This window comes from Pleomorphomonas carboxyditropha, from assembly GCF_002770725.1.
GTDB classification, from domain to species: domain Bacteria; phylum Pseudomonadota; class Alphaproteobacteria; order Rhizobiales; family Pleomorphomonadaceae; genus Pleomorphomonas; species Pleomorphomonas carboxyditropha.
In genome coordinates, this window is sequence record NZ_NQVN01000015.1 from 61,838 (window position 1) to 87,744 (window position 25,907).

Annotated in this window: 26 protein-coding genes; 7 read left to right on the forward strand and 19 right to left on the reverse strand. The window is 66.9% G+C overall.

The window, feature by feature from the left end; genetic code table 11:
- Positions 1 to 11 precede the first annotated feature (11 nt).
- The 17 genes from CJ014_RS18795 to CJ014_RS18875 all read right to left on the reverse strand — a co-directional run bounded on the left by CJ014_RS18795 (position 12) and on the right by CJ014_RS18875 (position 17,927).
- Positions 12 to 1,628 (reverse strand): ribonuclease J, encoded by a 1,617-nt coding sequence (locus CJ014_RS18795; protein WP_100082089.1) that lies wholly within the window; start codon positions 1,626 to 1,628, stop codon positions 12 to 14.
- 218 nt (positions 1,629 to 1,846) lie between these two features.
- Positions 1,847 to 2,608, reverse strand: a complete 762-nt coding sequence (locus CJ014_RS18800; RefSeq protein WP_100082031.1) for a biotin--[acetyl-CoA-carboxylase] ligase — start codon at positions 2,606 to 2,608, stop codon at positions 1,847 to 1,849.
- A gap of 13 nt (positions 2,609 to 2,621) precedes the next feature.
- Entirely contained in the window at positions 2,622 to 4,052 is a 1,431-nt protein-coding gene (nuoN, locus tag CJ014_RS18805; RefSeq protein WP_100082032.1) for an NADH-quinone oxidoreductase subunit NuoN, read from the reverse strand.
- A 10-nt stretch (positions 4,053 to 4,062) separates the two neighbouring features.
- On the reverse strand, positions 4,063 to 5,589 hold the full coding sequence (locus CJ014_RS18810; RefSeq protein WP_100082033.1) for an NADH-quinone oxidoreductase subunit M: 1,527 nt from the start codon (positions 5,587 to 5,589) through the stop codon (positions 4,063 to 4,065).
- 2 nt (positions 5,590 to 5,591) lie between these two features.
- Entirely contained in the window at positions 5,592 to 7,691 is a 2,100-nt protein-coding gene (gene nuoL / locus CJ014_RS18815; protein ID WP_100082034.1) for an NADH-quinone oxidoreductase subunit L, read from the reverse strand.
- Positions 7,692 to 7,699: 8 nt separating this feature from the next.
- The gene (nuoK, locus tag CJ014_RS18820) at positions 7,700 to 8,008 is read right to left on the reverse strand and encodes an NADH-quinone oxidoreductase subunit NuoK (protein ID WP_026783452.1); all 309 of its coding nucleotides are present in this window, start codon (positions 8,006 to 8,008) and stop codon (positions 7,700 to 7,702) included.
- 45 nt (positions 8,009 to 8,053) lie between these two features.
- Positions 8,054 to 8,665, reverse strand: coding sequence for an NADH-quinone oxidoreductase subunit J (locus CJ014_RS18825; protein WP_100082035.1), 612 nt, complete (start codon positions 8,663 to 8,665; stop codon positions 8,054 to 8,056).
- Positions 8,666 to 8,724: 59 nt separating this feature from the next.
- On the reverse strand, positions 8,725 to 9,213 hold the full coding sequence (nuoI, locus tag CJ014_RS18830; RefSeq protein WP_100082036.1) for an NADH-quinone oxidoreductase subunit NuoI: 489 nt from the start codon (positions 9,211 to 9,213) through the stop codon (positions 8,725 to 8,727).
- 74 nt (positions 9,214 to 9,287) lie between these two features.
- A complete protein-coding gene (locus CJ014_RS18835) occupies positions 9,288 to 9,530 on the reverse strand; it encodes a hypothetical protein (protein WP_100082037.1) in 243 nt (80 codons plus the stop codon).
- A gap of 12 nt (positions 9,531 to 9,542) precedes the next feature.
- Entirely contained in the window at positions 9,543 to 10,589 is a 1,047-nt protein-coding gene (nuoH, locus tag CJ014_RS18840) for an NADH-quinone oxidoreductase subunit NuoH (RefSeq protein WP_100082038.1), read from the reverse strand.
- Positions 10,590 to 10,599: 10 nt separating this feature from the next.
- Positions 10,600 to 12,696 carry an NADH-quinone oxidoreductase subunit NuoG gene (gene nuoG, locus CJ014_RS18845; RefSeq protein ID WP_100082039.1) on the reverse strand — a complete coding sequence of 699 codons (2,097 nt, stop codon included), beginning with the start codon at positions 12,694 to 12,696 and terminating at the stop codon, positions 10,600 to 10,602.
- Between the two features lie 75 nt (positions 12,697 to 12,771).
- Positions 12,772 to 14,061, reverse strand: coding sequence for an NADH-quinone oxidoreductase subunit NuoF (nuoF, locus tag CJ014_RS18850; RefSeq protein WP_100082040.1), 1,290 nt, complete (start codon positions 14,059 to 14,061; stop codon positions 12,772 to 12,774).
- Between the two features lie 31 nt (positions 14,062 to 14,092).
- The gene (gene nuoE, locus CJ014_RS18855; RefSeq protein ID WP_100082041.1) at positions 14,093 to 15,166 is read right to left on the reverse strand and encodes an NADH-quinone oxidoreductase subunit NuoE; all 1,074 of its coding nucleotides are present in this window, start codon (positions 15,164 to 15,166) and stop codon (positions 14,093 to 14,095) included.
- Complete coding sequence (locus CJ014_RS18860) at positions 15,166 to 16,350, reverse strand: NADH-quinone oxidoreductase subunit D (protein ID WP_100082042.1); 1,185 nt, start codon at positions 16,348 to 16,350, stop codon at positions 15,166 to 15,168. The genes nuoE and CJ014_RS18860 overlap by 1 nt, the downstream gene beginning before the upstream one ends.
- 13 nt (positions 16,351 to 16,363) lie before the next feature.
- Complete coding sequence (locus CJ014_RS18865; protein WP_100082043.1) at positions 16,364 to 16,969, reverse strand: NADH-quinone oxidoreductase subunit C; 606 nt, start codon at positions 16,967 to 16,969, stop codon at positions 16,364 to 16,366.
- Between the two features lie 23 nt (positions 16,970 to 16,992).
- A complete protein-coding gene (locus CJ014_RS18870) occupies positions 16,993 to 17,571 on the reverse strand; it encodes a NuoB/complex I 20 kDa subunit family protein (RefSeq protein WP_100082044.1) in 579 nt (192 codons plus the stop codon).
- Positions 17,562 to 17,927, reverse strand: a complete 366-nt coding sequence (locus CJ014_RS18875; RefSeq protein WP_100082045.1) for an NADH-quinone oxidoreductase subunit A — start codon at positions 17,925 to 17,927, stop codon at positions 17,562 to 17,564. Before CJ014_RS18875 ends, CJ014_RS18870 begins: the two co-directional genes overlap by 10 nt.
- A 269-nt stretch (positions 17,928 to 18,196) precedes the next feature.
- On the opposite strand from CJ014_RS18875, the gene CJ014_RS18880 reads away from it, so the two are divergent.
- From CJ014_RS18880 to sseA, 6 genes are all read left to right on the forward strand, one after another.
- Positions 18,197 to 19,423, forward strand: coding sequence for a threonine ammonia-lyase (locus CJ014_RS18880; protein WP_100082046.1), 1,227 nt, complete (start codon positions 18,197 to 18,199; stop codon positions 19,421 to 19,423).
- A gap of 78 nt (positions 19,424 to 19,501) precedes the next feature.
- Positions 19,502 to 19,975 carry an RDD family protein gene (locus CJ014_RS18885; RefSeq protein ID WP_100082047.1) on the forward strand — a complete coding sequence of 158 codons (474 nt, stop codon included), beginning with the start codon at positions 19,502 to 19,504 and terminating at the stop codon, positions 19,973 to 19,975.
- A gap of 106 nt (positions 19,976 to 20,081) precedes the next feature.
- The gene (locus CJ014_RS18890) at positions 20,082 to 20,855 is read left to right on the forward strand and encodes an arginyltransferase (protein WP_100082048.1); all 774 of its coding nucleotides are present in this window, start codon (positions 20,082 to 20,084) and stop codon (positions 20,853 to 20,855) included.
- 163 nt (positions 20,856 to 21,018) lie between these two features.
- On the forward strand, positions 21,019 to 22,050 hold the full coding sequence (locus CJ014_RS18895; RefSeq protein WP_100082049.1) for a cysteine synthase A: 1,032 nt from the start codon (positions 21,019 to 21,021) through the stop codon (positions 22,048 to 22,050).
- Positions 22,051 to 22,063: 13 nt separating this feature from the next.
- Positions 22,064 to 22,798 carry an alanyl-tRNA editing protein gene (locus CJ014_RS18900; protein WP_100082050.1) on the forward strand — a complete coding sequence of 245 codons (735 nt, stop codon included), beginning with the start codon at positions 22,064 to 22,066 and terminating at the stop codon, positions 22,796 to 22,798.
- Between the two features lie 22 nt (positions 22,799 to 22,820).
- Positions 22,821 to 23,666 (forward strand): 3-mercaptopyruvate sulfurtransferase, encoded by an 846-nt coding sequence (gene sseA, locus CJ014_RS18905; RefSeq protein ID WP_100082051.1) that lies wholly within the window; start codon positions 22,821 to 22,823, stop codon positions 23,664 to 23,666.
- Here sseA and CJ014_RS18910 read toward each other — a convergent pair.
- Positions 23,606 to 24,322: a DUF502 domain-containing protein gene (locus tag CJ014_RS18910; RefSeq protein ID WP_245427445.1), complete on the reverse strand. Its 717-nt coding sequence runs from the start codon at positions 24,320 to 24,322 to the stop codon at positions 23,606 to 23,608. The genes sseA and CJ014_RS18910 overlap by 61 nt on opposite strands.
- A gap of 288 nt (positions 24,323 to 24,610) precedes the next feature.
- Here CJ014_RS18910 and CJ014_RS18915 point away from each other — a divergent pair, with 288 nt between their 5' ends.
- Positions 24,611 to 25,375, forward strand: coding sequence for a hypothetical protein (locus CJ014_RS18915; protein ID WP_100082052.1), 765 nt, complete (start codon positions 24,611 to 24,613; stop codon positions 25,373 to 25,375).
- An 18-nt stretch (positions 25,376 to 25,393) separates the two neighbouring features.
- On the opposite strand, the gene CJ014_RS18920 is transcribed toward CJ014_RS18915, so the two are convergent.
- Positions 25,394 to 25,669: a hypothetical protein gene (locus CJ014_RS18920; RefSeq protein WP_100082053.1), complete on the reverse strand. Its 276-nt coding sequence runs from the start codon at positions 25,667 to 25,669 to the stop codon at positions 25,394 to 25,396.
- Between the last annotated feature and the right edge of the window lie 238 nt (positions 25,670 to 25,907).

Here is a 25,907-nt window from a genome sequence, read left to right on the forward strand (position 1 = left end):
CCGTCGGGAAATCACTCCACCCTGAGCACCGTAACCTCGGTGATCGGCTTCTTGCCCCAGCGCTCGTTGGCGGCGGCGCGGATCGACCGGCGCACCGCCTCGGCGACCAAGTCCTCGTCCTTGCGCCGGTTCTTGGGGATGGACAGCAGGCAGCCGTCGACGGCGGCGGCCAGCACATCTTCGAGGTCCTGGCCCTTGTTGTCGATCTCGGGCAGGCCGAAACAGTTGAGACCATATTCGCCGAGGATGTCGCCGCGCCCGTTCATCAGGAGCGTGCAGACGACGACGCCGGCGAAGCTCATCTTGCGGCGCTCGACGACTCCCGACCCCTCGGGGTCGCGGACCAGGCTGCCGTCCTTGACCAGGATGCCGAACGGCACATGGGCGACCGCCTTCGGCTCGTCACCGGGCAGAAGGCGCAACATCTCGCCGTTCCTGGTGCGCGTCACGTTCGGCACGCCCGCCTCGCGGGCCAGCGTTTCGTGGGCGGCGAGATGAACGGCCTCGCCGTGCACCGGCACCGCCGCCTTCGGTTTGACGAGGCGATAGAGCTCCATCATCTCGTCGCGGCGCGGATGGCCCGAGGTGTGGACCAGGGCGTCGCCGTCGGAGACGATCTCGATGCCCTGCTCGACCAGCTTGTTCTTGATGGCGCCGACCGCCTTCTCGTTGCCCGGAATGGTGCGCGAGGAGAAGATCACCATGTCGCCACGGTCGAGGGTGATGTTGCGGTGATCGCCGGCGGCGATCTTGGCCAGCGCGGCGCGCCCCTCGCCCTGGCTGCCGGTGACGATGGCCATCACCTTGTCGGGCGGCAGGTAGCCGTAGGCGTCCTCGTCGCGAAAGGGCGGCAGGCCCTCGAGCATGCCGAGCTCGCCGGCCACGTCGAGCACGCGCTTGATGGCGCGGCCGACCACGACGATCTCGCGGTCGCTCCTGGCGGCCGCCTCGGCGATCGAGCGGATGCGGCCGAGGTTGGAGGCGAAGATGGTGACCGCGACGCGCTTTTTCGCCCGGGCAACCACCTCGGCGAGCCCGTGGGCGACCTCGCCTTCCGACGGGCTGCGCCCGGCGCGGACGGCATTGGTGGAGTCGCAGATCATGGCATCGACGCCCTCGGCGCCGATCTCGGCGAGGCGCTTCATGTCGATCGGCCGGCCGACGCGCGGGTCGTGGTCGATCTTCCAGTCGCCGGTGTGCAGCACGTTGCCCATGGGCGTGCGGATCAGCACGGCCGTCGGCTCGGGCAGCGAGTGCGACATGGCGATCAGCTCGAGGTCGAACGGGCCGATGGAAAAGCGCTGGCCCTGCTCGACGACGCTGGTCGGCACGCGCGGCGCGTTCGGCTCCATCTCGCGCTTGGCGGCGTGCAGGGCGGCGGCGAAGGGCGTCATGTAGACCGGGGCACCGAGCCGCGGCCAGAGATCGTAGATGGCCCCGTAGTGGTCTTCGTGGGCGTGGGTGATCAGGATGCCGACGAGGTCGTCCTTGTAGGCCTCGATGAAGGAAATGTCGGGCAGCAGCAGGTCGACGCCCGGCAGTTCCGGGCCGGCGAACGATACGCCGCAGTCGACCATCAGCCATTTGCGGTCGGCCTCGGGTCCGAGGCCGTAAAGGGCGAGATTCATGCCGATTTCGCCAACGCCGCCCAGCGGCAGGAAAATGAGCTCGTCGGCCCCGCTCTTCTTTTTCGTCACAGAATATCTCCAGTTCGCCGGCCCCTGCCGGCGCGCAATCGTTCTTTCGTCTGTCGGCTCTACGTGGACGCGAAAGGCCGCCGCGTCAAGAAAACTCTCGGAAGGCGCTCGCCTCAAAACGGAATTGCACGCAGGGCCGGCAAACGGCGTCAGGATCGGCCGAAGAACACGTCGCCGGCCGAGATCGCCTCCAGGCCGCCGTCGTGGCGGAGCAGCAGCCGTCCCTCATTGTCGAGACCGGAGAAAACGCCGGTGAGCTCGCGGGCCGGCAGGCGGACGGTGATCGCCTCGCCAATTCCCCGGGCGCGGCCGAGCCAGGCCTCGCGGAGGTCGGCGAAATCGCCGGTTCGCCACTCGGCGAGCCGGCGCGCCATCGCCGCCGCCAGAAGCGCGAACATCGCCTCCGGCTCGGTGGGATAGCCGGCCTCGGCGAGATCGGTGGCGCTGTAGAGCGCCACATCGGGATGATGGGTGCAGTTGATGCCGATGCCGGCCACCACCACCCTGCCCGCCGGCGTAGCCGCGGCCTCGATCAGGATGCCGCAGAGCTTGGCGCCGGCGTAGAGGACGTCGTTCGGCCACTTGATGGCGAGATCGGCCCGGGCAAAAGGCGGCAGCGCCGCCGCGACCGCGTCGTGAACGGCGAGCGCTACCACAAGCGGCAACTCGCCGAGCCGCGCATCCTCGATGGGATCGCGCAGCATCAGCGACGAATAGAGGTTGCCCGGCTCCGAGGTCCAGACCCGACCGCGCCGGCCGCGTCCGGCCGTCTGGCGCCGGGCGACGACCCAGAGGCCGGATGCCGCGCCCTGGCGCGCCCGCTCGAGCGCCTCGGCATTGGTCGAGCCGACCGCGTCGAGACGGACGGCCGCATAGCCGGCGGGACAGACGAGCCCCGGACCTTCGGTCATCGCCCCGGTCGCCTCAGAACAGCGTGCGGGCGGCGGCGAGCGCCGCGTCGCCGAGCGGCCCAAGCACCAAGGCGAAGGCCGCGACGAACAAGCCGGAGATGCCCAGCACCGCCTTCAGCTCGCCGCCCATCGGCTCGAAGGCGCCCTTCGGCTCGTCGAGGAACATGATCTTGACGATGCGGAGATAGTAGTAGGCGCCGACCACCGAGCTCAGGATGCCGATCACCGCCAGCCAGTAGAGGCCGGCGTTGATGGCGGCGGCGAACACGAAATACTTGCCGAAGAAGCCGGCGAACGGCGGGATGCCGGCCAGCGAGAACATGATGATGCCCAGGAGGTAAGCCACCAGCGGATTGGTGCGCGACAGGCCGGCGAGGCTGTCGATATCCTCGGTCATCACGCCATCGCGGCGCATCGACAGGATCACGGCGAAGGCGCCGGCCGTCATGGCGAGATAGGTGGCGAGATAGATCAGGATGCCGTAGACGCCCGCCTCGGAACCGGCGGCGAGGCCGACCAGCGCGAAGCCCATGTGGCCGATCGACGAATAGGCCATCAGCCGCTTGATGTTGCGCTGGCCGATGGCGGCGAAGGCGCCGAGGATCATCGAGGCCAGCGACATGAAGGCGACGATCTGCTGCCACTCGGCCTTGACCGGCTCCAGCGCCTCCATCGCAACGCGGACGAACAGCGCCATGGCGGCGATTTTCGGGGCGGCGGCGAAGAAGGCGGTGACCGGCGTCGGCGCGCCCTCGTAGACGTCGGGCGTCCACATGTGGAACGGCACGGCCGACACCTTGAAGGCAATGCCGGCGGCGACGAAAACGATGCCGAAGGTCAGGCCGAGCGATGCCTTGCCGCCGGCGCTTGCTGCGGCGGCGATGCCGGCGAAGTCGACGTGACCGGTGAAGCCGTAGATCAGCGAGGCGCCGTAGAGCAGCATGCCCGAGGACAGCGCGCCCAGCACGAAATACTTGAGGCCGGCCTCGGTCGAACGGCCATCGTCGCGGTGGAAGGCGGCGACGACGTAGAGCGCCAGCGACTGAAGCTCCAGGCCGAGGTAGACGGCGATGAGGTCGCCGGCCGAGACCATCAGCAGCATGCCGATGGTGGCGAGCACGATCAGCACCGGCAGTTCGAAGTGGAAGAATTTCTCGGCGACGGCGAAGCGCCGCGTCATCACCACCGCCAGCGCCGAGCCGATCAGCACCAGAACCTTCAGGAAGCGGCCGAAGCCGTCGACCACGAAGGCGCCGTCGAAGGTGGTGCCGTCGCGGCCGACGATCACGGCGACCGCCGCGACGAGCAGCAGCAGCGCCGACAGGTCGGAGACGAGACCGGCCCGCCTCTCGCCGCCGTAGGCGCCGAGCAGCAGCAGAAGGAGGGCACCGACGGCCAGCAGAAGTTCCGGTCCGGCGAGGGCGAAGTCGGGAAGTGCGGTCATGTCTGTGCCCTCAGCGGATCAGCGGCAGCGGCCCGGCCGCGGCGGTCTGGCCGGCGGCGTCGATCGCCGCGTGAACGGAGCGGAGAAGCGCCTCGAGTGAGGCGGCCGTGGCGTCGAGCACCGGCAGCGGATAGACGCCGAACAGGATCACCAGCACGACGAGCGGCGCCAGGATGGCGACCTCGCGTGGGGATAGGTCGAGCATCGCCTTGAGGTTCGCCTTGGTCAGCGCGCCCCAGACGACGCGGCGGAACAGCCAGAGGGCGTAGGCCGCCGACAGGATGACGCCGAGCGCCGCGAAGGCGGCCACCCAGGTGTTGACCTGGAAGGCGGCCGACAGGGTCAGGAACTCGCCGATGAAGCCGGAGGTGCCGGGCAGGCCGACGTTGGCCATGGTCATCACCATGAACACCGTGGCGTAGGCCGGCATGCGGTTGACGAGGCCGCCGTAGGCGGCGATCTCGCGGGTGTGCAGGCGGTCGTAGACGACGCCGACGCAGAGGAACAGCGCGCCAGAGACGAGGCCGTGGCTGAACATCTGGAACACGGCGCCCTGCAACCCTTGCGTGTTCAGCGTGAAGATGCCCATGGTCACGTAGCCCATGTGGGCGACCGACGAATAGGCGATCAGCTTCTTCATGTCCTCCTGCACCAGCGCCACCAGCGAGGTATAGACGATGGCGACGACGGAGAGCGTGAAGATGAAGGGCGCGAGGTCGGCCGAGGCCAGCGGGAACATCGGCAGCGAGAAGCGCAGGAAGCCGTAGCCGCCCATCTTCAGCAGGATGGCGGCGAGCAGCACCGAACCGGCGGTCGGCGCCTCGACGTGGGCGTCCGGCAGCCAGGTGTGCACCGGCCACATCGGCATCTTCACGGCGAAGCTGGCGAAGAAGGCGAACCACAGCCACCACTGCATGGTGGCGGGGAACGGATGGTTGACCAGCTCGGTGATGTCGGTGGTGCCGCTCTCCCAGTACATCGCCATCACCGCCAGCATCATCAGCACCGAGCCGGCCAGCGTGTAGAGGAAGAACTTGTAGGAGGCGTAGACGCGCCGCTGGCCGCCCCAGATGCCGATGATCAGGAACATCGGGATCAGGCCGCCCTCGAAGAACACGTAGAACAGCACGAGGTCGGTGGCGCAGAACACGCCGACCATCAGCGTCTCGAGCACCAGGAAGGCGATCATGTATTCCTTGACGCGGACCTGAACCGACTCCCAGCTCGCCAGGATGCAGAAGGGCATCAGGAAGGTGGTGAGCAGCACGAACAGGATCGAGATGCCGTCGACGCCCATGCGGTAGGCGAAGAAGCTGCCCGACCAGCCCGCCGTCTCGGTGAGCTGGAAGCCGGGGTTCCTTGGATCGAAGCCGGTCCAGATGCCGATCGACACCAGGAAGGTGACGACCGTGGTGATCAGCGCCACCCGGCGGATATTGAGGATCGCGGCCTCGTCCTGCGCCCGGATCATCAGGATGAACAGGGCGCCCGCCAGCGGCAGGAACGTGGTCAGCGTCAGAAGCGGCATTCCGCTCATACTCATTGCCCCCCGGCGAACATGGCCCAGGTGATCAGGGCGGCGACGCCGATCACCATGGCAAAGGCATAATGGTAGACATATCCGGTCTGCAGCCGCACGACGCGGGCGGTGACGTCCTGCACCCGGGCGGCGACGCCGTTGGGACCGAGGCCGTCGATGATGGCGCCGTCGCCGGTCTTCCAGAACAGCCGGCCGATGGCGAAGGCCGGCCGCACGAAGATCAGGTCGTAGAGCTCGTCGAAGTACCACTTGTTGAGCAGGAACCGGTAGAGCCACGGCAGCGCGGCGGCGAGCTTCTTCGGCAGCGCCGGGTTCAGGATGTAGAACCAGAAGGCGATGGCGAGACCGACCAGCATGGCGAGGAACGGCGACGCCTTCACCAGGAACGACACCTCGTGCATGGCGTGCAGGATGTGGTTGTCCGGCCCGTAGAACAGCGCGCCCTTCCAGAACTCGGCCTCGGCTTCGCCGACGTAGGAGCCATAGAACACCATGCCGGCCAGCACCGCGCCGAGCGACAGAACGCCGAGCGGAATCAGCACGACGAGCGGGCTTTCGTGGGCGTGGTCGTAGACGTCCTTGGGCGCGCGGCTGGCGCCGAAGAAGGTGAGGAACACCAGACGCCAGGAATAGAAGCTGGTGAAGCCGGCGGCGATCACCAGCAGCACGGCGGCGAGCCCCGACACCGGATTGTGGCCGGCAAACGCGCTCTCGATGATGGCGTCCTTGGACAGGAAGCCGGCAAAGCCGATCTCGGTGCCGGGAATGCCGACGCCGGTGATGGCCAGCGTGCCGAGCGTCATCGCCCAGAAGGTGAGCGGGATCTTGGTCCTGAGCCCGCCCATGGCGCGCATGTCCTGCTCGTGGTGGCTGGCCATGATCACCGAGCCGGCGCCGAGGAACAGCAGGGCCTTGAAGAAGGCGTGGGTGAACAGGTGGAACACGCCGGCGCCATAGGCGCCGACGCCTAGCGCCACGAACATGTAGCCGAGCTGCGAGCAGGTCGAGTAGGCGATGACGCGCTTGATGTCGTTCTGGACGAGGCCGACGGTGGCGGCGAAGAAGGCGGTGACGGCGCCGACCAGCGTGACGACGGTAAGCGCCGTCGGGCTGAGGTCGAAGAGAGGCGACAGCCGCGCCACCATGAACACGCCGGCCGTCACCATGGTCGCCGCGTGGATGAGGGCGGAGACCGGCGTCGGGCCTTCCATGGCGTCGGGCAGCCAGGTGTGCAGCAGGAACTGCGCGCTCTTTCCACACGCGCCCATGAACAGCAGCAGGCAGATCACCGTGATGGCGTCCCAGTCGCCCCACAGGAAATGGATGGTCTTGCCTTCGACGGTGGCGACGTTGGCGAAGATGTCGGCGAACTGAATAGTGCCGAACATCACGAAGATGCCGAAGATGCCCAGCATGAAGCCGAAGTCGCCGACGCGGTTGACGACGAAGGCCTTGATCGCCGCCGCCGAGGCCGACGGCTTCTTGTACCAGAAGCCGATCAGGAGATAGGAGGCGAGGCCGACGCCTTCCCAGCCGAAGAACATCTGCACGAGGTTGTCGGCGGTCACTAGCATCAGCATGGCGAAGGTGAACAGGCTGAGATAGGCGAAGAAGCGCGGCCGGTCGGGATCCTCGGCCATGTAGCCGATCGAATAGAGGTGGACCAGCGACGACACGGTGGTCACCACCACCAGCATGACGACGGTCAGCGTGTCGACGCGGAAGGCCCAGTCGATCTGCATTGCGCCGGAGGCGAACCAGGTCAGCACCTTGATCGACTGCGTCTCGTGCTCGCCGAAGCCGACCGAGATGAAGGCCACCCAGGAGAGGATCGCCGAGACGAACAGCAGGCCGGTGGTCGTCAGCTCGGCGACGCGCGAACCCGGCGCCGCCGGCTCGACGGCGTGATGGTGATCGTCATGGCCGGCAGGATCGTCGTGCTCGGCAGTCGCCGCGTGATCGTCGTGATGGCCGTGGGCGTCGTGCCCGCCGTGGAGGTCGCCCTCGGGCGCCGGCACGGTGGCCGCCGCGCCCCAGAGCGCGATGGCGCCGGCAACCAGGAAGCCGATGAGCGGAAGGAAGACGATGAGGGAATACATCTCTTGCGTCAGCCCTTCATCACGTTGATGTCTTCCACCGCGATGGAGCCGCGGTTGCGGAAGAATGCGACCAGAATGGCAAGGCCGATGGCGGCCTCGGCGGCGGCGACCGTCAGCACGAACAGCGCGAACACCTGTCCGACGAGATCGCCGAGGAAATGCGAGAAGGCGACGAGGTTGAGGTTGACCGCAAGCAGGATCAGCTCGACGCTCATCAGGATGACGATGACGTTCTTCCGGTTGAGGAAGATGCCGAGCACCCCGAGCGTGAACAGGATCGCCGCGACCGACAGATAGTGCGCAAGACCGAGCGTCATGGGGTCAACCTTCCTTGTGCGGCGTGGAGCGATGCGAACGGTTGGTCACAGTCCCCTCCCCGGCTCGACGTGCTTGACTTCGATGGCCGTGGCGCGGGTGCGCGCCACCTGAACGGAGATGTTCTGGCGCCGGACGGCGGCGCGGTGGCGCAGCGTCAGCGTGATGGCGCCGATCATGGCGACCAACAGCACCAGGCCGGCGACCTGGAAGAAGTAGACGTAGCGCGTGTAGAGGACCTGGCCGAGCGCCAGGGTGTTGGACACCTGCGCCGGGTCGGGGATCGGCGCCGAGGCGGTGGCGGTCGCCTCGGGGGCGAACACCCAGGCGCCGGCCACCATCAGCAGCTCGGCGAGGAAGATCAGCCCGACCAGCACGCCGATCGGCAGGTATTGCATGAACCCTTGGCGGAGTTCGACGAAGTCGACGTCGAGCATCATCACCACGAACAGGAACAGCACCGCCACGGCGCCGACGTAGACGACGATAAGCAGCAGGGCGAGGAATTCGGCACCGGCCAGCATGAACAGGCCGGCCGCGTTGACGAAGGCGAGGATCAGGAACAGCACCGAATGCACCGGGTTGCGCGAGGAAATCACCATCACCGCCGAAGCGATGGTGACCGCCGCAAACAGATAGAAGAACAAGGCCTGTATCATCTCGCTTCGTCCCCGATGCGCCTTTCGGCGCGTCCAATCCCGTCAGTTTCCAGCCCGGCTCAGCGGTAGGGCGCGTCCGCCGCGATATTGCGGGCGATCTCGCGCTCCCAACGGTCGCCGTTCTCCAAGAGCCGCTCCTTGGAGAAGTAGAGCTCCTCGCGCGTCTCGGTGGCGAACTCGAAGTTCGGCCCCTCGACGATGGCGTCCACCGGGCAGGCTTCCTGGCAGAAGCCGCAGTAGATGCACTTCACCATGTCGATGTCGTAGCGCGTGGTGCGGCGGGTGCCGTCGTTGCCGCGCGGGCCGGCCTCGATGGTGATCGCCTGCGCCGGGCAGATCGCCTCGCAGAGCTTGCAGGCGATGCAGCGCTCCTCGCCGGAGGGATAGCGACGCAACGCGTGCTCGCCGCGGAAGCGCGGGCTCACGGCCCCTTTCTCGAAGGGGTAGTTGATGGTCGGCTTCGCCCTGAAGAAATAGCGCATGGCGAGGAAGAACCCCGATACGAACTCCTTGAGGAGGAAGGACTTTGCCACCTGGCTGAGTTTCATCGCACCCGCTTCCTTCATTCCCGGCCGAACGCCGCTCAGGGCGGTGCCGGCCGAAATCCATATTCCGTCGCCCGTCAGCCCGGCGCCGGAAGACCCGTTCCCGCCACCGACACGCCCAGCCACCAGCCGAGGGCGGCGAAGACGATGGCGTTGACGACGAACAGCACCTTCATCAGAAGGTCCGCCCGCCGCGGTTCGATCCATCCCGGCCGGCGCTCCAGCGCCCGCCGCACCACCGATGCGATCACGCCGTAATCGACGAGACCGACACCGACGCCAACTGCCGCTCCAACCACGCCCGCGAGCGACAGCTCCATCCTTGCCTCCCCTCAGGCCGCCCAGCCGGTCAGCTGCAGCACGCCGGCCACCAGCACGACGTAGACGAGCGACAGCGGCAGGAACACTTTCCAGCCGAGGCGCATCAACTGGTCGTAGCGGTAGCGGGGCACCATGGCCTTGGCCATGGCGAAGAAGAAGAACATCAGCACGGCCTTCAGCAGGAACCAGACGATACCCGGAACCCAGGTGAAGGGCGCGATGGCGATCGGCGGCATCCAGCCGCCCATGAACATCAGCGCCATCATGGCGCACATGGTGCAGATGGCGATGTATTCGCCGAGCATGAACATCATGTACGGCGTCGAGCCGTATTCGACCATGTAGCCGGCCACCAGCTCGGATTCGGCTTCCGCCAGGTCGAAGGGCGGACGGTTGGTCTCCGCCAGCGCCGAGATGAAGAACACCACGAACATCGGCAGCAGCGGCAGCCAGTACCAGTTGAGGAAGGAGAGCCACGGCAGGCCGATCATGTCGGCCAAACCCGTCTCCTGCGAGCGGACGATGGCCGAGATGTTGAGCGAGCCGGCGCAGAGCAGCACCGTGATGATGACGAGGCCGATCGACACCTCGTAGGACACCATCTGCGCCGCCGCGCGCAGCGACGACAGGAAGGGATACTTCGAGTTGGACGCCCAGCCGGCCATGATGGTGCCGTAGACCGACAGCGAGGATATGGCGAGGATGAACAATATGCCGAGGTTGACGTCGGCGATCACCCAGCCGTCGGCGACCGGCACCACCGCCCAGGACAGCATGGCGAGCGTGGCGGTCACCAGCGGCGCCACCAGGAACAGCCCCTTGGCCGATCCCGAGGGAATGACCGGCTCCTTCAGCACGAATTTCAGGAGGTCGGCGAACGACTGGAACAGGCCGAACGGGCCGACCACGTTGGGGCCGCGGCGTATCTGCACCGCCGCCCAGATCTTGCGGTCGGCCAGCAGGATGAAGGCGACGATGACGAGCAGCAGCACCAGGAGCAGCACGCTCTGAGCGGCGATCACCACGACGGGCCAGACGATATCGGACCAGAAGCTCATGGGGCGTCTCTCATTCCGCTGCGATGGAGTGCCCGGAGCGGGCGAGCGCCGAACACTCGGCCATGATCTTGGAGGCGCGAGCGATCGGGTTGGTGAGGTAGAAGTCGGCGATCACCGGCACGAAGGGTTCCGGCCGCACGATGCCGCCGAGCGTGGCGAGCGTGGCGATCGCCTGGGGATCGGCCGCCGGGATGGTGTCGATCGCGGCGAACTCGGGATGGACGGCGTAGAGCTTGGCCCGCAGTTGCGCCAGGCTGTCGAACGGCAGCTTGCGGCCGAGCGCTTCCGACAGCGCCCTCAGGATCGCCCAGTCCTCGCGGGCCTCGCCCGGCGGGAAGGCGGCGCGGTTGGCCAGTTGGACGCGGCCTTCGGTGTTGACGTAGGTGCCCGACTTCTCGGCGTAGGTGGCGCCCGGCAGGATGATGTCGGCGCGGTGGGCGCCGGTGTCGCCGTGGCTGCCGATGTAGACGACGAAGGTATTGGGGCCGAGGTGCTGCGCGCCGAACTCGTCGGCGCCGAGCAGGAACAGCACGTCGAGCTCGCCCCTGGCCGACGCGTCGATCATGCCGGCGACGTCGCGGCCGCCCTCGCCCGGCACGAGGCCGAGGTCGAGCGCGCCGACGCGCGAGGCGGCGGTATGCAGCACCGAGAAGCCGTTCCAGCCCTCGGCGACGGCGCCGACCTCGGTCGCCAGCTTGGCGGCGAGCGACAGCAGCGCCAGGCCGTCGTGACGGACGAGCGCGCCCTGCCCGACGATGATCAGCGGCTTTTCGGCCGCCTTCAGCGTCTCGAGCGCGCCGGCGTCGAGATGCTGGAGCGCCGCCGGGTCATTGCCGAGATGGACGTGCGGATAGGTGAGATCGACCGGCGCGCCGATGGTATAGACCGGCAGCTTGCCGCCGCTCGCCCGCCAGCGCTTGCGGATGCGGGCATTCATCACCGACGCCTCGAGGCGCGGATTGGCGCCGATCATCAGGATGGCGTCCGCCTCCTCGATGCCGGCGATGCTGGCGTTGAACACGTAGGTGGCGCGGCCGAATTTCGGGTGCAGCGCCGTGCCGTCCTGCCGGCCGTCGATCGAGGCGACGCCGAGCGCGGCCATCAGCTCGCCGAGCGCGAACATTTCCTCGACGGACGCGAGGTCGCCGGCGATGGCGCCCATGCGCTCGGGCGCCGTCGAGGTGACGCGGGTGGCGATCGTCGTGAAGGCGTCGCCCCAGGAGGCGGCGCGGAAACGGCCGTCGACCTTGATATAGGGCCGGTCGAGCCGCTGGGTCCTGAGGCCGTCCCAGATGAAGCGCGTCTTGTCGGAGATCCATTCCTCGTTGACCGCCTCGTTGAGGCGGGGCAGCACGCGCATCACCTCGCGGCCGCGCACGTCGACCCGGATGGCCGAGCCGACGGCATCCATCACGTCGACGGATTCGGTCTTGGTGAGCTCCCAGGGACGGGCATGGAAGGCATAGGGCTTGGAGGTCAGCGCGCCGACCGGGCAGAGGTCGATGACGTTGCCCTGCAGTTCCGAACTGAGCGCCTTTTCTAGATAGCTGGTGATCTCGGCATCCTCGCCGCGCGAGATGAGGCCCATCTCGGCGATGCCGGCCACTTCCGTGGTGAAGCGGACGCAACGGGTGCAATGGATGCAGCGGTTCATCGACGTCTTGACCAGCGGGCCGAGATACTTGTCCTCGACGGCGCGCTTGTTCTCGATGAAGCGCGAGCCGGAGACGCCGTAGGCCATCGCCTGGTCCTGCAGGTCGCATTCGCCGCCCTGGTCGCAGATCGGGCAGTCGAGCGGATGGTTGATCAGCAGGAACTCCATCACGCCCTCGCGGGCCTTCTTGACCATGGGCGAATTGGTCAGCACCACCGGCGGCTCGCCGTTGGGGCCGGGCCGGAGATCGCGCACGTTCATGCCGCAGGACGCGGTGGGCTTCGGCGGGCCGCCCTTCACCTCGACGAGGCACATGCGGCAGTTGCCGGCGACCGACAGGCGCTCGTGGTAACAGAAGCGCGGGATCTCGGCACCGGCCGCCTCGCATGCCTGCAGCAGCGTCAGCTCCGGAGCCACATCGATCTCGATCCCGTCGACGATCAGTTTTGCCATGTCGACCCAACCCTTGCTGGAACCGCGCCGCCCATAGCCGGCGGCCGCCCGTCAAACTCGCTCAAACCCGTCCGCTCACTCGGCGGCCATGCCGTGCTGCGACACGTAGTCGTCGATCCGCGCCTCGATCACCGGGCGGAAGTTGCGGATCAGCGCCTGCACCGGCCAGGCGGCGGCGTCGCCGAGGGCGCAGATGGTGTGGCCCTCGATCTGCTTGCTCACCTGGAACAGCATGTCGATTTCCTCGCGCGCGGCGTTGCCCTGGCGCATGCGCTCCATCACCCGCCACATCCAGCCGGTGCCCTCGCGGCACGGCGTGCACTGGCCGCAGCTCTCGTGGCGGAAGAAATAGGAAATGCGGGCAATGGCGGCGATCACGTCGGTGGACTTGTCCATGACGATGAGGCCGCCGGTGCCGAAGCTGGAACCGATGCCGCGCATGCCGTCGAAGTCCATCTGCGCGTCCATGATCTGGTCGGCGCGGACAATCGGGCAGGAGGCGCCGCCGGGGATCACCGCCAGGAGATTGTCCCAGCCGCCGCGCACGCCGCCGGCATGCTTCTCGATCAGGTCGCGGAAGGGAATGCCCAGCTCCTCCTCCACCACGCACGGCGTGTTGACGTGGCCGGAGATCATGAACAGCTTGGTGCCCTTGTTGTTGTCGCGGCCGAAGCTGGAGAACCAGGCGGCGCCGCGCCGCATGATGGTCGGCGTCACGGCGATCGATTCGACGTTGTTCACCGTCGTCGGGCAGCCGTAGAGGCCGACGTTGGCCGGGAACGGCGGCTTCATGCGCGGCTGGCCCTTCTTGCCCTCGAGGCTTTCCAGCAGCGCCGTCTCCTCGCCGCAGATATAGGCGCCGGCGCCGTGGTGGACGAACACGTCCATGTCCCAGCCCGAGCCGCAGGCGTTCTTGCCGAGCAGGCCGGCGTCATAGGCCTGGTCGACGGCGGCCTGCAGCCGCTCGCGCTCGCGGACGAACTCGCCGCGCACGTAGATGTAGGCGGCGTGCGCGCCCATGGCGAAGCCGGCGACAAGGCAGCCTTCCACCAGCGTATGCGGATCATGGCGCAGGATCTCGCGATCCTTGCAGGTGCCGGGCTCGGACTCGTCGGCGTTGACCACCAGATAATGCGGCCGCCCGTCCGACTGCTTGGGCATGAACGACCACTTGAGGCCGGTCGGGAAGCCCGCGCCGCCGCGCCCGCGCAGACCGGACGCCTGGATTTCCTTGATGATGAAATCCCGCCCCTTGGCCAGAATATCCTTGGTGCCGTCCCACTGGCCGCGCTTCAACGCGCCCTCGAGGCTCCAGTCGTGGCGCCCGTAGATATTGGTGAAGATGCGGTCCTTGTCCTGCAGCATGACTGAGGTTCCCAGGGTCTTCGGTTCGGTCTCAGGCGGGCTTGTCGCCGTCCTTGTCGGACGGCCGCCAGCCGGTCGCCAGCTTGGCGGACTGCTCGATCCACTTGTCGCGGAGAGCACGGCCGCGGAAGCTGCCGAGATGCTGGTCGACCCACCTGAGATTCATCTCGTTCCAGCCGGCGATCTGGTCGTAATGGTAGACGCCGAGCTTGTGCAGAAGTTCCTCCAGCCTCGAGCCGACGCCCCAGATCAGTCGGAGATCGTCGGGCTTGCCGTCGCGCGCCGCCTCGAGCAGCGCCGGCTTGTACTGGTCCGGCACCTTCTCGCTGTCGGCCTGCCCCTGCGCCTCGACCACCTTCGGGATGGGCTTTTCGGCGGCCGGCTTTGCGCTCGCGGCGGGTGCGACAGCAGGCGCCGGAGCGGCGGCGGGCGCTGCCGGCGGCGTCGGGGTCAGTTCTTCGCGGTCGAAGGCGCGGTATTTGCCGACCACCGATCCGTCATGGAGCGCCGGATCGGTCAGCGAGGTGTCGCCGTTGGCCGGCGCCGAGAAGAAGCGGCCGTTCTGCGGACCCGGGGCCGGCGGAGTGCCGGCGGCGAGGCCGTCGATCAGCGCGTTGAAGGTCTCGGCGGTCAGGTCCTCGTAGGTATCCTTGCCCACGGTGACCATCGGTGCGTTGACGCAGGCGCCGGCGCACTCGACTTCCTCCCAGGAGAAATCTCCGTCGGCGGAAAGCTCGAAGGGATGGGCGGCCAGCCGGTTCTTGCAGATGGCGATGATGTCGTCGGCGCCCCGCAGGCGGCAGGGCGTGGTGCCGCACACCTGGATATGCGCCTTGCGGCCGACCGGCGACAACTGGAACTGGGTGTAGAAGGTGGCAACTTCCAGAACCCGGATGTCGGGCATGTCGAGGAGCTTGGCCACCGCCTCGATCGCCGGCTGGCTGACCCAGCCCTCCTGATCCTGGGCGACCATCAGCGCCGGGATCACCGCCGAGGCCTGGCGCCCCTCGGGATAGCGGGCGATCACCTTCCGAAGGTAGGTGGCGTTCTCCTCGGTGAAGGCGAAGCTCTCCGGCTGCTCTGGATGAAGACGACGGACGGACATCAGCGATCCACCTCACCAAACACGATGTCGATCGAGCCGAGCACGGCCGACACGTCGGCCAGGAGATGGCCGCGACACAGAAAATCCATGGCCTGAAGATGGGCGAAGCCGGGGGCGCGGATCTTGACGCGATAGGGCTTGTTGGTGCCGTCCGACACCAGATAGACGCCGAACTCGCCCTTGGGCGCCTCGACGGCGGCGTAGGCTTCGCCCTCGGGCACGCGGAAGCCTTCGGTATAGAGCTTGAAGTGATGGATCAGCGCTTCCATCGAGCGCTTCATCTCGGCGCGGCGCGGCGGGGCGAACTTGCCCTGGAGGGTCACCACCGGCCCCTTCTCGACCTTCAGAAGCGCGATGCACTGCCTCATGATGCGCACCGACTGCCGCATTTCCTCCATGCGGATATGGTAGCGATCGTAGCAGTCGCCGTTCTTGCCGACCGGGATGTCGAAGTCGAGCTCGCCGTAGATCTCGTAGGGCTGCGATTTCCGAAGGTCCCAGGCGGCGCCGGAACCACGCACCATCACGCCCGAGAAGCCCCACTTCCAGGCGTCTTCCAGGCTGACGATGCCGATGTCGACGTTGCGCTGCTTGAAGATGCGGTTTTCGCTGAGGAGCGCGTCGAGGTCGTCGACGGTCTTCAGGAAGGGATCACACCACGCCTCGATGTCGGCGACGAGCTGGTCCGGCAGGTCCTGATGGACGCCGCCGGGACGGAAATAGGCGGCGTGCATGCGCGAGCCGGAGGCGCGCTCGTAGAAGATCATCAGCTTTTCGCGCTCTTCGAAGCCCCAGAGCGGCGGCGTCAGGGCACCGACGTCCATCGCCTGGGTCGTCACGTTGAGCATGTGCGACAGGATGCGGCCGATCTCGGAATAGAGCACGCGGATGATCTGCGCCCGTCGCGGCACGACGATGCCGGCGAGCCGCTCCACCGCCAGGCAGTAGGCGTGCTCCTGGTTCATCGGCGCGACGTAGTCGAGGCGGTCGAAATACGGCAGGCCCTGCAGGTAGGTGCGGGCCTCGATCAGCTTCTCGGTGCCGCGATGCAGCAGGCCGATATGCGGGTCGACGCGCTCGATCACCTCGCCATCCAGCTCGAGCACCAGGCGCAACACGCCGTGCGCCGACGGATGCTCCGGGCCGAAGTTGATGTTGAAGTTTCTGACCTGGGCTTCAGCCATCGATCAACGCGCCTCAGTTCGTCTTGACCTTCTCGTCGCCCGGCAGCACGTAGGTCGTGCCTTCCCAGGGCGACAGGAAGTCGAAATTGCGGAATTCCTGGTTGAGCCGCACCGGCTCGTAGACGACGCGCTTCTGTATGTCGTCGTAACGGACCTCGACATAGCCGGTCATCGGGAAATCCTTGCGGAGCGGATGGCCGTCGAAGCCGTAGTCGGTGAGCAGGCGGCGAAGCTCGGGATGGCCGGTGAACAGGATGCCGAACAGGTCGTAGGCCTCGCGCTCGAACCACTGCGCGCCCGGAAACACGCCGGAGATCGACGGCACCGGCGTCTCCTCGCCGGTGGTCACCTTGAGGCGAAGGCGGGCATTCCGGCTCGGCGACAGCAGGTGGTAGACGACGTCGAAGCGCTCGGGCCGCTCGGGATAGTCGACGCCGCAGACATCGATGATGCTGATGAAGGCGAGCTCCGGCGCGTCGCGCAGCCGCGTCACCACGTCGACGATGCGGTCGCGCGCCACGACGGCCGTCACTTCGCCATAGGCGACGTTCACCGACACCGCGTCGGCACCGAGGGTGCCGGCGACGGCCAGGGCCAGTTCATTCGGGGCTTCGCTCATGTTTCACCCAGCCTCGTTGTCCCTCAGCGCTCGATGGTGCCGGTGCGGCGGATCTTCTTCTGAAGAAGCAGCACGCCATAGAGCAGCGCCTCGGCGGTCGGCGGACAGCCCGGCACGTAGACGTCGACCGGCACCACCCGGTCGCAGCCGCGCACCACCGCATAGGAATAGTGATAATACCCGCCGCCGTTGGCGCAGGACCCCATGGAGATGACGTAACGCGGCTCCGGCATCTGGTCGTAGACCTTGCGGAGCGCCGGCGCCATCTTGTTGGTCAGCGTGCCGGCGACGATCATCACGTCGGACTGGCGCGGCGACGCGCGCGGCGCGAAGCCGAAGCGCTCCATGTCGTAGCGTGGCATCGACGCCTGCATCATCTCGACGGCGCAGCAGGCGAGACCGAACTGCATCCACATCAGCGAGCCGGTGCGCGCCCAGTGGATCAGCTCTTCGGTCGACGTGACAAGCCAGCCCTTGTCGGCCAGCTCGTCGTTGATGCCGGTGAAGAAGCCGTCGTCGGCGCCGAGCGGCTTGCCGGTACGGGGATCGACGATGCCCTTGGGAGCGGGCGACACCAGGGTTTCTCTCGGGCTCAGTCCCATTCCAGCGCCCCCTTCTTCCACTCATAGGCGAAACCGATGGTCAGCACGCCGAGGAAGACCATCATCGACCAGAAGCCGAACAGCCCGACCTCCTTGAAGGCCACGGCCCAGGGGAACAGGAAGGCGACTTCCAGGTCGAAGATGACGAACAGGATCGACACCAGATAGAAGCGCACGTCGAACTTCATGCGGGCGTCGTCGAAGGCGTTGAAGCCGCACTCGTAGGCCGACAACTTTTCCGGATCGGGATTCTTGAACGCCAGCAGGAAGGGCGACACCAGGAGCGCCAGACCGATGACCAGCGCCACGCCGAGGAAAATGATCACCGGCAGGTAGTCCCGAAGGAGTTCATCCATTGTGACCTCGTTGGTTCGGACGCAACCCGTTTGCGCATCGCAACAATTTCGTGAGGAGTCGCGCGGGGTCGCCGAATTGCTTGTGGCACGGTTAGCGGATAGACCTTCACTTCGCAAGGGCGTCGAAGGTCCCTTGCTAAGGTTTATTACGCTCAGGGGTATCCCAGAGACAATCACAGAATCTTGACTTAAAAAGGCATGTTTTCACAAGGGAGGCGCCCTCTCCGCCCCTGCCGGTGGATGCGATGGCAAAAGACGTGGAAAAACAAATGAACGACGTCGATAAACCGGTCACTCTCGACCGCATCCGGGCCGCCCGGCAAGCGATTTCCAGTCAGGTGATGCATACCCCGTTCCTGCCGGCGCCGCGGCTCGACCGGCTGACCGGGGCGGAGGTGTTCGTCAAATACGAGAACCTTCAGGTGACATCCGCCTTCAAGGAGCGCGGCGCGCTGAACCGGCTTCTGACTCTTACGGCCGACGAGCGGCGACGCGGCGTCATCGCCATGTCGGCCGGCAACCACGCCCAGGCGGTCGCCTATCACGCGGTGCGGCTCGGCATCGCGCCGACCATCGTCATGCCGGTGACGACGCCGCACGTGAAAGTGTCGGCGACGGCCGGCTACGGCGCCCGCGTCGTCCTCGAGGGAGAGACGGTGGCCGAGGCGGCCCTGGCGGCCGAGCGGATCGGCGCCGAGGAGAATCTCGTCTTCATTCATCCCTATGACGACGGCGACGTGATCGCCGGCCAGGGCACGCTGGCGCTGGAAATGCTGGAAGAACGGCCGGACCTCGACGTCATCGCCGTGCCGGTGGGCGGCGGCGGCCTGATCGCCGGCATGGCGACCGCCGCCAAGGCGCTGAAGCCGGACATCCGCGTGATCGGCGTCGAGACGCGCATGTATCCGTCGATGTGGGCGGCGGTGAAGGGCATCGACGCCATGGCCGGCGGCGCGACGCTGGCCGAGGGCATCGCCGTCAAGGTGGCCGGGCGGCAGACTCTGCCGGTGGTGCGCGAGCTCGTCGACACCATCGTGCTGGTCGACGAGAGCCACCTCGAACGGGCGGTCAACGCCTATCTCACGCTGCAGAAGACCATGGCGGAAGGCGCCGGCGCCGCCGGTCTCGCGGCGATGTTCGCCGAACCCGATCTCTTCCGCGGCCGGAAGGTCGGCCTCGTGCTGTCGGGCGGCAACATCGACCCGCGCATTCTCGCCTCGATCATGATGCGCGAGCTCGCCCGCGAGGAGAAGATCGTCGCCATCCGCCTCGCCATTCCCGACCGGCCGGGCACGCTGGGCGCCATCACCACGCTGATCGGCGATGCCGGCGGCAACATCCTCGAGGTGTCGCACCGCCGCACCGTGCTGGAAATCCCGGCCAAGGGCGCCTCGCTCGACATCACGCTCGAGGCGCGCGACGGCCACCACGCCGAGGAAATCATCGCGGCGCTCAGGGCAAAAGGCTACGGCGTCGAGCGGAAATCCGCCGAATAGACGGCATCCGGACCCGCGGCGCATTGAAGTCGCCGGCCGCATTCCCATATGCGGCTCATCGTTCCCGAGGAGACTTGCATGTCCAACCGGACCTATGACGCCGCCGACTACATCATCGACGAAGGCCGGCCCGGCCCGGGCGCCGTCAGCGGCATCCGCACGCGCCGCGTGCTGGCTTTCCTGATCGACGCCGTCATCATCGCCCTGCTTACCTTCGCGGTCGGCGTGGTGGTGTTCTTCCTCGGCATCGTGACGCTCGGCCTCGGCTGGATGCTCTATCCGATCCTCTGGCCGGCGGTGGCGCTCGTCTATTGCGCCTTCTCCCTCGGCGGTCCGCATTCCGCGACGGTGGGCATGCGCACCCAGGGCATCGAGGCGCGCTTCATGGACGGCAGCCGCCTCAACCCGGGCATCGCCGCCATCCACGCCGTGCTGTTCTATTTCTCCATGTCGGTCCTGACGCCGCTGGTGCTGCTGGTGTCGCTGTTCACCGAGAACAAGCGCCTGCTGCACGACATCGTGCTCGGCGTCATCTTCGTCAACCGGTACTGACTTTCGGCCTCGGTGTGCTCGGGCACACCGCTTCCGTTGATCTTGGTATCTCGCCAGAGCCGGCGAAAGATGCCAAGATCGGCCGAACAGACCGACGCATGAAGCCATGACGCAACATCCGACCGACGCGCCTCAATTCTTCCTGACCGCGCCGTCCGCCTGTCCCTACCTGCCGGGAAAGACGGAGCGCAAGGTGTTTACGCATATGGTGGGCGAACGCGCCGCCGCGATGAACTCCATCCTGAGCCACGGCGGGTTCCGCCGCAGCCAGAACATCGCCTACCGGCCGGCCTGCGAGGATTGCCGCTCCTGCGTGTCGGTGCGCGTGCGCGTCGACGATTTCCGGCCCGACAAGAGCCAGCGGCGCAACTATGCGCGCAACAGCCACCTGATCGGCGCCGAGCTGCCGCCGGCGGCGAGCGGCGAGCAATATTCGCTCTTCCGCTCCTATCTCGACGCGCGCCACGCCGATGGCGGCATGGTGGACATGACGGTGGGTGACTACGCCGCCATGGTGGAGGAGACGCACGTGTCGACCATGATGGTCGAGTACCGGCGGCGCGGCATCAACACCTTCCTGAACGGCATGGGCGACGGCCCGCTGATCGGCGCCGCCCTGACCGACGTGCTGATCGACGGCCTGTCCATGGTCTATTCGTTCTACGAGCCCGACATGCAGAGCGACGGGCTCGGAACGTTCATGATCCTCGACCACATCGAGCGGACGCGGCGGCGCGGCCTGCCCTATCTTTACCTTGGTTACTGGGTACAGGGCTCGCGCAAGATGGACTACAAGCGCCGCTACAAACCCCTGGAATACCTGACCTCCACCGGCTGGGCGATCCTGCCCGAAGAACCGGACGAGGCCGAGTTCGCGTAAAGGACCATCCCGAGGTCCGAAGCAAGGAATCGGTCGGGTCGATGCGGCGGCCTCGTTCGTTGTTTTTCGCATCCGCCTTCACCAGAAAGCCGGCATTTTCGGGTGGGTGCTCAAGCTTTTCCGGCCCGAGTTCGGCCGGCAGCACCCACGGAGGCGCGTCCCAATGACCAACAGCATCCTCGATACCATCGGCAACACCCCGCTGATCCGCCTTCGCCGCGCATCGGAAGCGACGGGTTGCGAGATCCTCGGCAAGGCGGAGTTCATGAACCCCGGCCAGTCGGTGAAGGATCGGGCCGCCCTCTATATCATCCGCGATGCGCTGGCGACCGGGCGCCTGCAGCCGGGCGGCACCGTCGTCGAGGGGACCGCTGGCAACACCGGCATCGGCCTGGCGCTGGTCGGCGGCGCCCTCGGCCTCAAGACGGTGATCGTCATTCCCGAAACGCAGTCGCAGGAGAAGAAGGACTACCTCCGCATGGTCGGCGCTGAGCTGGTGGAAGTGCCGGCCGTCCCCTACCGCAACCCCGACAACTACGTGAAACTGTCTGGCCGCCTTGCCGACCAGCTTGCCAGGACCGAGCCGCACGGCGCCATCTGGGCCAATCAGTTCGACAACGTCGTCAACCGGCAGGCCCACATCGAGACGACGGCGCGCGAGATCTTCGAGCAGACCGACGGCAAGGTCGACGGCTTCATCTGCGCCGTCGGCTCCGGCGGTACGCTGGCCGGCGTCGGCATCGGCCTCAAGGACCTGAAGCCGGCCGTCAAGATCGGCCTCGCCGACCCGCACGGCGCCGCCCTCCATGCCTGGTACACGGCCGGCGAGCTGAAGGCCGAGGGCTCCTCGATCACCGAGGGTATCGGACAGGGCCGGATCACCGCCAATCTCGAAGGCGCGCCGGTCGATTTCTCCTGGCGCATTTCGGACGAGGAAGCGCTCGCCGTGCTGTTCGATCTCGTGGAGCACGAGGGGCTCTGCCTCGGCGGCTCCTCGGGCATCAATGTCGCCGGCGCCATGGCCCTCGCCCGGGAACTCGGCCCGGGACACACCATCGTCACCGTGCTTTGCGACGGTGGCGCACGCTACGCGTCGAAGCTCTACAGCCCGGCATTCCTGAGGAGCAAGAACCTGCCGGTGCCCGACTGGCTCGATGCTCCGAGGAAATTCAGGCCGCCGTTCGAGGCGGCGTGACGGAGGAAAAGCGATGACCGAGGCTTTGTACCTCGAGAACCCCTACCTTGAACTCGTCGAGGCGACGGTGACCGCCGTCTGCACCGACGGAAACCTCTATGTCGACCGGTCGATCTTCTACCCGCAAGGCGGCGGCCAGCCCGGCGACAGCGGGTCGATCGAATGGGGGACTGGGTTCAGGACGAACATCAAGAATGCCGTCTACAGCCCTGACAGATCATCCATTATTCTCATTCCGGAAGAGGGGCAGGACCTGCCGCAATTCGGCCAGACCATCATCCAGCACGTCGATTGGCCGCGCCGCTACGACCTGATGCGCATGCACACGGCCATGCACCTTCTGTCCGTGGTGCTGCCCTATCCGGTCACCGGCGGCCAGGTGGGCGTCGAGGAGGGCCGGCTCGACTTCGACCTTCCCGACGGCGAGACGGTGGAGAAGGTGTCGGCGACGGCCGCTCTCAACGCGCTGATCCGCGCCGATCACGCCGTCACCACCGAGTGGATCACCGACGACGAGTTGGCCGCCAATCCCGCCCTCGTCAAGACGATGAAGGTGAAGCCGCCGACGGGAGCCGGCCGGGTGCGCCTCGTCCGCATCGGCGCCGACATCGACCTGCAGCCCTGCGGCGGCACGCACGTCAAGTCGACGGGCGAGATCGGCGAGATGCATATCGCCAAGATCGAGAACAAAGGCCGCATCAACCGCCGCGTTCGCCTGCGTTTCGGCCCGTCGGCCGAAGCCGCGTAAGCCAATTCTTCCGGAGATCCCCATGCCCGTGCACCCCGACAGCCATTTCGTCACCGCCGACTGGCTCCTGCGCCATATCGACGATCCCGATGTGATCGCCGTCGACGGTTCCTGGCACATGCCGGCGGCCGGTCGCAGCGGCCGGGCCGACTATGTCGCCGGTCACATTCCCGGCGCCGTGTTCTTCGACCTCGACGCCATCGCCGACACCGCTTCGCCGTTGCCGCACATGCTGCCGGCGCCGGAGGCGTTCGCCGCCGCCGTTGGCGCGCTCGGCATCCGCGAAACCCAGACCATCGTCGTCTACGACAGCGTCGGCCTGTTCTCGGCGGCGCGCGTCTGGTGGAGCTTCCGGATCATGGGCGCGCGCGACGTGGTGCTGCTCGACGGCGGCCTGCCCGCCTGGATCGCCGAAGGGCTGCCGCTCGAGGCCGGCGAGCCATCCCGCGCGCCGGCGGTGTTCGCGCCGCGTTTCGACCCCACGGCCGTCCGCAGCTTCGAAGAGGTGAAGGCGGCGCTCGGCGGCGGAACCCAAATCGTCGACGCCCGGTCGGCCGCCCGCTTCTACGGCCGCGAGCCGGAACCCCGCGCCGGCCTTCGGTCCGGGCATATGCCGGGAGCCGTCAGCCTGCCGTTCGGAGAGACGATCGAGGGCGGACGGCTCAAGTCGGCCGCCGATCTCCAGGCGCTTTTCGCGGCGCGCGGCGTCGATCCGGACAAACCGGTGATCGCCAGCTGCGGCTCGGGCGTGTCGGCCGCGGTCATCGCGCTCGCCCTCGACGTGGTCGGCGCGCGCGATGTCGCCATCTACGACGGCTCCTGGACCGAATGGGGCGGCCGCTCCGACGCGCCGGTGGTCACCGCCTGACGGGAATTGCCCTTCGACAGCGTCCGGATAAGGCTTTCGGCGGCATCGGCCGACTGCGCGGTGACGAGCCCGAAGGAGATGACGAACTTGGCGGCATCCTCGACCGTCATGTCGAGGATGACGACATCCTCGCGGCGGATGAACACCAGATAGCCGCCGGTCGGGTTGGGCGTGGTCGGCACGTAGACGGTGAGCATGTCGTCGCCGCCTTCCAGCCGCTCCGCCACCTCGCCGCGCGTCGTGCCGGCGACGAAGCCGATGGTCCAGATGCCGGCATGGGGAAAGCGCACCAGGGCCGCCTGCTTGAAGGCGTTGCCCTTGTCGGCCAGCACCGACGAGAAGATCTGCTTCAGCCCCTTGTAGAGGTTGCGCACCAGCGGCATGCGCTCGACCAGTTCCTCGGAGAAGGAAAAGATCGAGGCGCCGACGATATTGGCCGTCAGAAAGCCGATCAGCGTGATGACGAAGACGGCGACCACCAGGCCGTAGCCGGGAATGCGGAAGGGCAGATAGGTGTCGGGATTGTAGGCGGCGGGCAGGTAGGGCTTCACCCAACTGTCGATCCACGACACCATCGACCAGGTGATGTAGAGGGTGATGCCGGCCGGACCGGCCACCAGAAGACCGGTGAGGAAGTAGTTCCTAAGTCTCGCCACGCCGCCGGTCCTTCCGATTCATCGCCCGATTGAGTCCCATATTGCCCGCGCATGGGGAACAAGTGAAGTTTTCCATTCGATCGGGCCGTCTTTCCCGGTCGCCAATGGCTTACCCCACCAAACACTCGTGGGTAAGCGCGCCAACGAAGGCCGGCGGCGACTCATTGTCCTTGAGTGAATCGGCTTCCTCATCCTTTATGAAAGAGACTGGCCGAAATGCGGCCTTTCGGCGTTTGGGGTGCTCTCGTGAACGGCGAGCGTGACGACAGATACGGCGGTGGAGGCGGTGTGTCCGGCTCCTTTGCGTTGTCGGTCTGGCTCACCATTGCGGCGTTGGCGCTGCTGTTTGCCGTGGTCGCCCTGGTCTACGGCAATCCGGTCCGCGAGGCCGCCGCCGTCCAGCCGCCGCGTCCGGCCGCCTATGGCGGCGGGGCCACGCTATTGCGCGGAACGCCGGCGCCCGAGGCCGCCTCCGCCGCGACGACATCGAGCGGCCGCAGCGACATGGTGGGGGCTGCGGCCCGCGACGTCGACCTGGCCACCGAATTGGCGAAAGTGCGGATCGAGAACGCGGCGCTGCGGCAATCGACCGAGCTGCTGCGCGGGCAGATCGACGCACTGTCGGAACGGGTCGGCAAGATCGAGAGCCATTTCTCGGAAATGACCGGCAGCATCGGCTCGCCCTCGGCGCTGACGTCGGAGGCCAATGCCCTGCGGTCGGCGATGCCCAACTTCGACGATCTCGTGCCGCCGGACAGCGGCTCGCAAGGCGAAGCGGCCTATACCCAGTTCGGCATGGAACTCGGCGCCTACGGCGATCTCACCACGCTCAAAACGGCCTGGTCGGATCTGGTAAGGCAACATCCGGCCCTGTTCGAAGGGCTCGACGGGCTCGCCACGATCCGCGATCGCGGCGGCCGCACCGAATTGCTGCTGATCGCCGGGCCGTTCCGCAACGCCGCCGAGGCGGCCGAACGGTGCGGCAAAGCCGAAGCATCCGGCCTCAAGTGCCTGCCGGCCTTTTATCTGGGCCAGCAGTTGTCGATGCACTGAGAAAGAGGACTGTCCCTGTCAGGGGGCCTTGGCCGGACAGGCCGTCGCCGGATCGACCGAATAGGGATCGCAAACCGGCGCCGGAGCCGGCTTGAAGGCCGCTTCGGTTTCCTGAATCAGCGCCTGCGCCTCTTCGTTCTGCTGCTGACGCGCCGCCGACAGCGCCATCACCGTCGAGGTGTCGTCCGACGGCATCCGGTATCCATGGCTCTGGGCGGCCAGCGCCGCGGCGAGCGTCGCCTGCTGATTGGCGTCACGGACAATCGGCTTCTCCGCCTTCGGCTCGCTGGCCATGGACAGGAAATCGGACGGGCCGCTGGCGCATCCTCCAAGGGAAAGAGTTGCGACGACGGCAGCCACGGCCGCGAGGAATCTGGAAGAACGGGAGGTCGGAAAACGCATGAAGCCTCGGCACTCTGTTACTAATCCGATCATACACTAGCACCCAAGTCTTTGCGATTTCCTTTTCAGCGCGCCGCAAAAGGTGATCGCTGCGTGAAGTGCCAGGTTGCCGATTGAACCGCGACATTCC

Bases quoted from the DNA above. Each gene is read 5' to 3' on its own strand.
- CJ014_RS18795 (WP_100082089.1), bottom strand. From the start codon at position 1,628: ATGAATCTCGCCCTTTACGGCCTCGGACCCGAGGCCGACCGCAAATGG.
- CJ014_RS18800 (WP_100082031.1), bottom strand. From the start codon at position 2,608: ATGACCGAAGGTCCGGGGCTCGTCTGTCCCGCCGGCTATGCGGCCGTC.
- nuoN (WP_100082032.1), bottom strand. From the start codon at position 4,052: ATGACCGCACTTCCCGACTTCGCCCTCGCCGGACCGGAACTTCTGCTG.
- CJ014_RS18810 (WP_100082033.1), bottom strand. From the start codon at position 5,589: ATGAGCGGAATGCCGCTTCTGACGCTGACCACGTTCCTGCCGCTGGCG.
- nuoL (WP_100082034.1), bottom strand. From the start codon at position 7,691: ATGTATTCCCTCATCGTCTTCCTTCCGCTCATCGGCTTCCTGGTTGCC.
- nuoK (WP_026783452.1), bottom strand. From the start codon at position 8,008: ATGACGCTCGGTCTTGCGCACTATCTGTCGGTCGCGGCGATCCTGTTC.
- CJ014_RS18825 (WP_100082035.1), bottom strand. From the start codon at position 8,665: ATGATACAGGCCTTGTTCTTCTATCTGTTTGCGGCGGTCACCATCGCT.
- nuoI (WP_100082036.1), bottom strand. From the start codon at position 9,213: ATGAAACTCAGCCAGGTGGCAAAGTCCTTCCTCCTCAAGGAGTTCGTA.
- CJ014_RS18835 (WP_100082037.1), bottom strand. From the start codon at position 9,530: ATGGAGCTGTCGCTCGCGGGCGTGGTTGGAGCGGCAGTTGGCGTCGGT.
- nuoH (WP_100082038.1), bottom strand. From the start codon at position 10,589: ATGAGCTTCTGGTCCGATATCGTCTGGCCCGTCGTGGTGATCGCCGCT.
- nuoG (WP_100082039.1), bottom strand. From the start codon at position 12,696: ATGGCAAAACTGATCGTCGACGGGATCGAGATCGATGTGGCTCCGGAG.
- nuoF (WP_100082040.1), bottom strand. From the start codon at position 14,061: ATGCTGCAGGACAAGGACCGCATCTTCACCAATATCTACGGGCGCCAC.
- nuoE (WP_100082041.1), bottom strand. From the start codon at position 15,166: ATGTCCGTCCGTCGTCTTCATCCAGAGCAGCCGGAGAGCTTCGCCTTC.
- CJ014_RS18860 (WP_100082042.1), bottom strand. From the start codon at position 16,350: ATGGCTGAAGCCCAGGTCAGAAACTTCAACATCAACTTCGGCCCGGAG.
- CJ014_RS18865 (WP_100082043.1), bottom strand. From the start codon at position 16,969: ATGAGCGAAGCCCCGAATGAACTGGCCCTGGCCGTCGCCGGCACCCTC.
- CJ014_RS18870 (WP_100082044.1), bottom strand. From the start codon at position 17,571: ATGGGACTGAGCCCGAGAGAAACCCTGGTGTCGCCCGCTCCCAAGGGC.
- CJ014_RS18875 (WP_100082045.1), bottom strand. From the start codon at position 17,927: ATGGATGAACTCCTTCGGGACTACCTGCCGGTGATCATTTTCCTCGGC.
- CJ014_RS18880 (WP_100082046.1), top strand. From the start codon at position 18,197: ATGAACGACGTCGATAAACCGGTCACTCTCGACCGCATCCGGGCCGCC.
- CJ014_RS18885 (WP_100082047.1), top strand. From the start codon at position 19,502: ATGTCCAACCGGACCTATGACGCCGCCGACTACATCATCGACGAAGGC.
- CJ014_RS18890 (WP_100082048.1), top strand. From the start codon at position 20,082: ATGACGCAACATCCGACCGACGCGCCTCAATTCTTCCTGACCGCGCCG.
- CJ014_RS18895 (WP_100082049.1), top strand. From the start codon at position 21,019: ATGACCAACAGCATCCTCGATACCATCGGCAACACCCCGCTGATCCGC.
- CJ014_RS18900 (WP_100082050.1), top strand. From the start codon at position 22,064: ATGACCGAGGCTTTGTACCTCGAGAACCCCTACCTTGAACTCGTCGAG.
- sseA (WP_100082051.1), top strand. From the start codon at position 22,821: ATGCCCGTGCACCCCGACAGCCATTTCGTCACCGCCGACTGGCTCCTG.
- CJ014_RS18920 (WP_100082053.1), bottom strand. From the start codon at position 25,669: ATGGCCAGCGAGCCGAAGGCGGAGAAGCCGATTGTCCGTGACGCCAAT.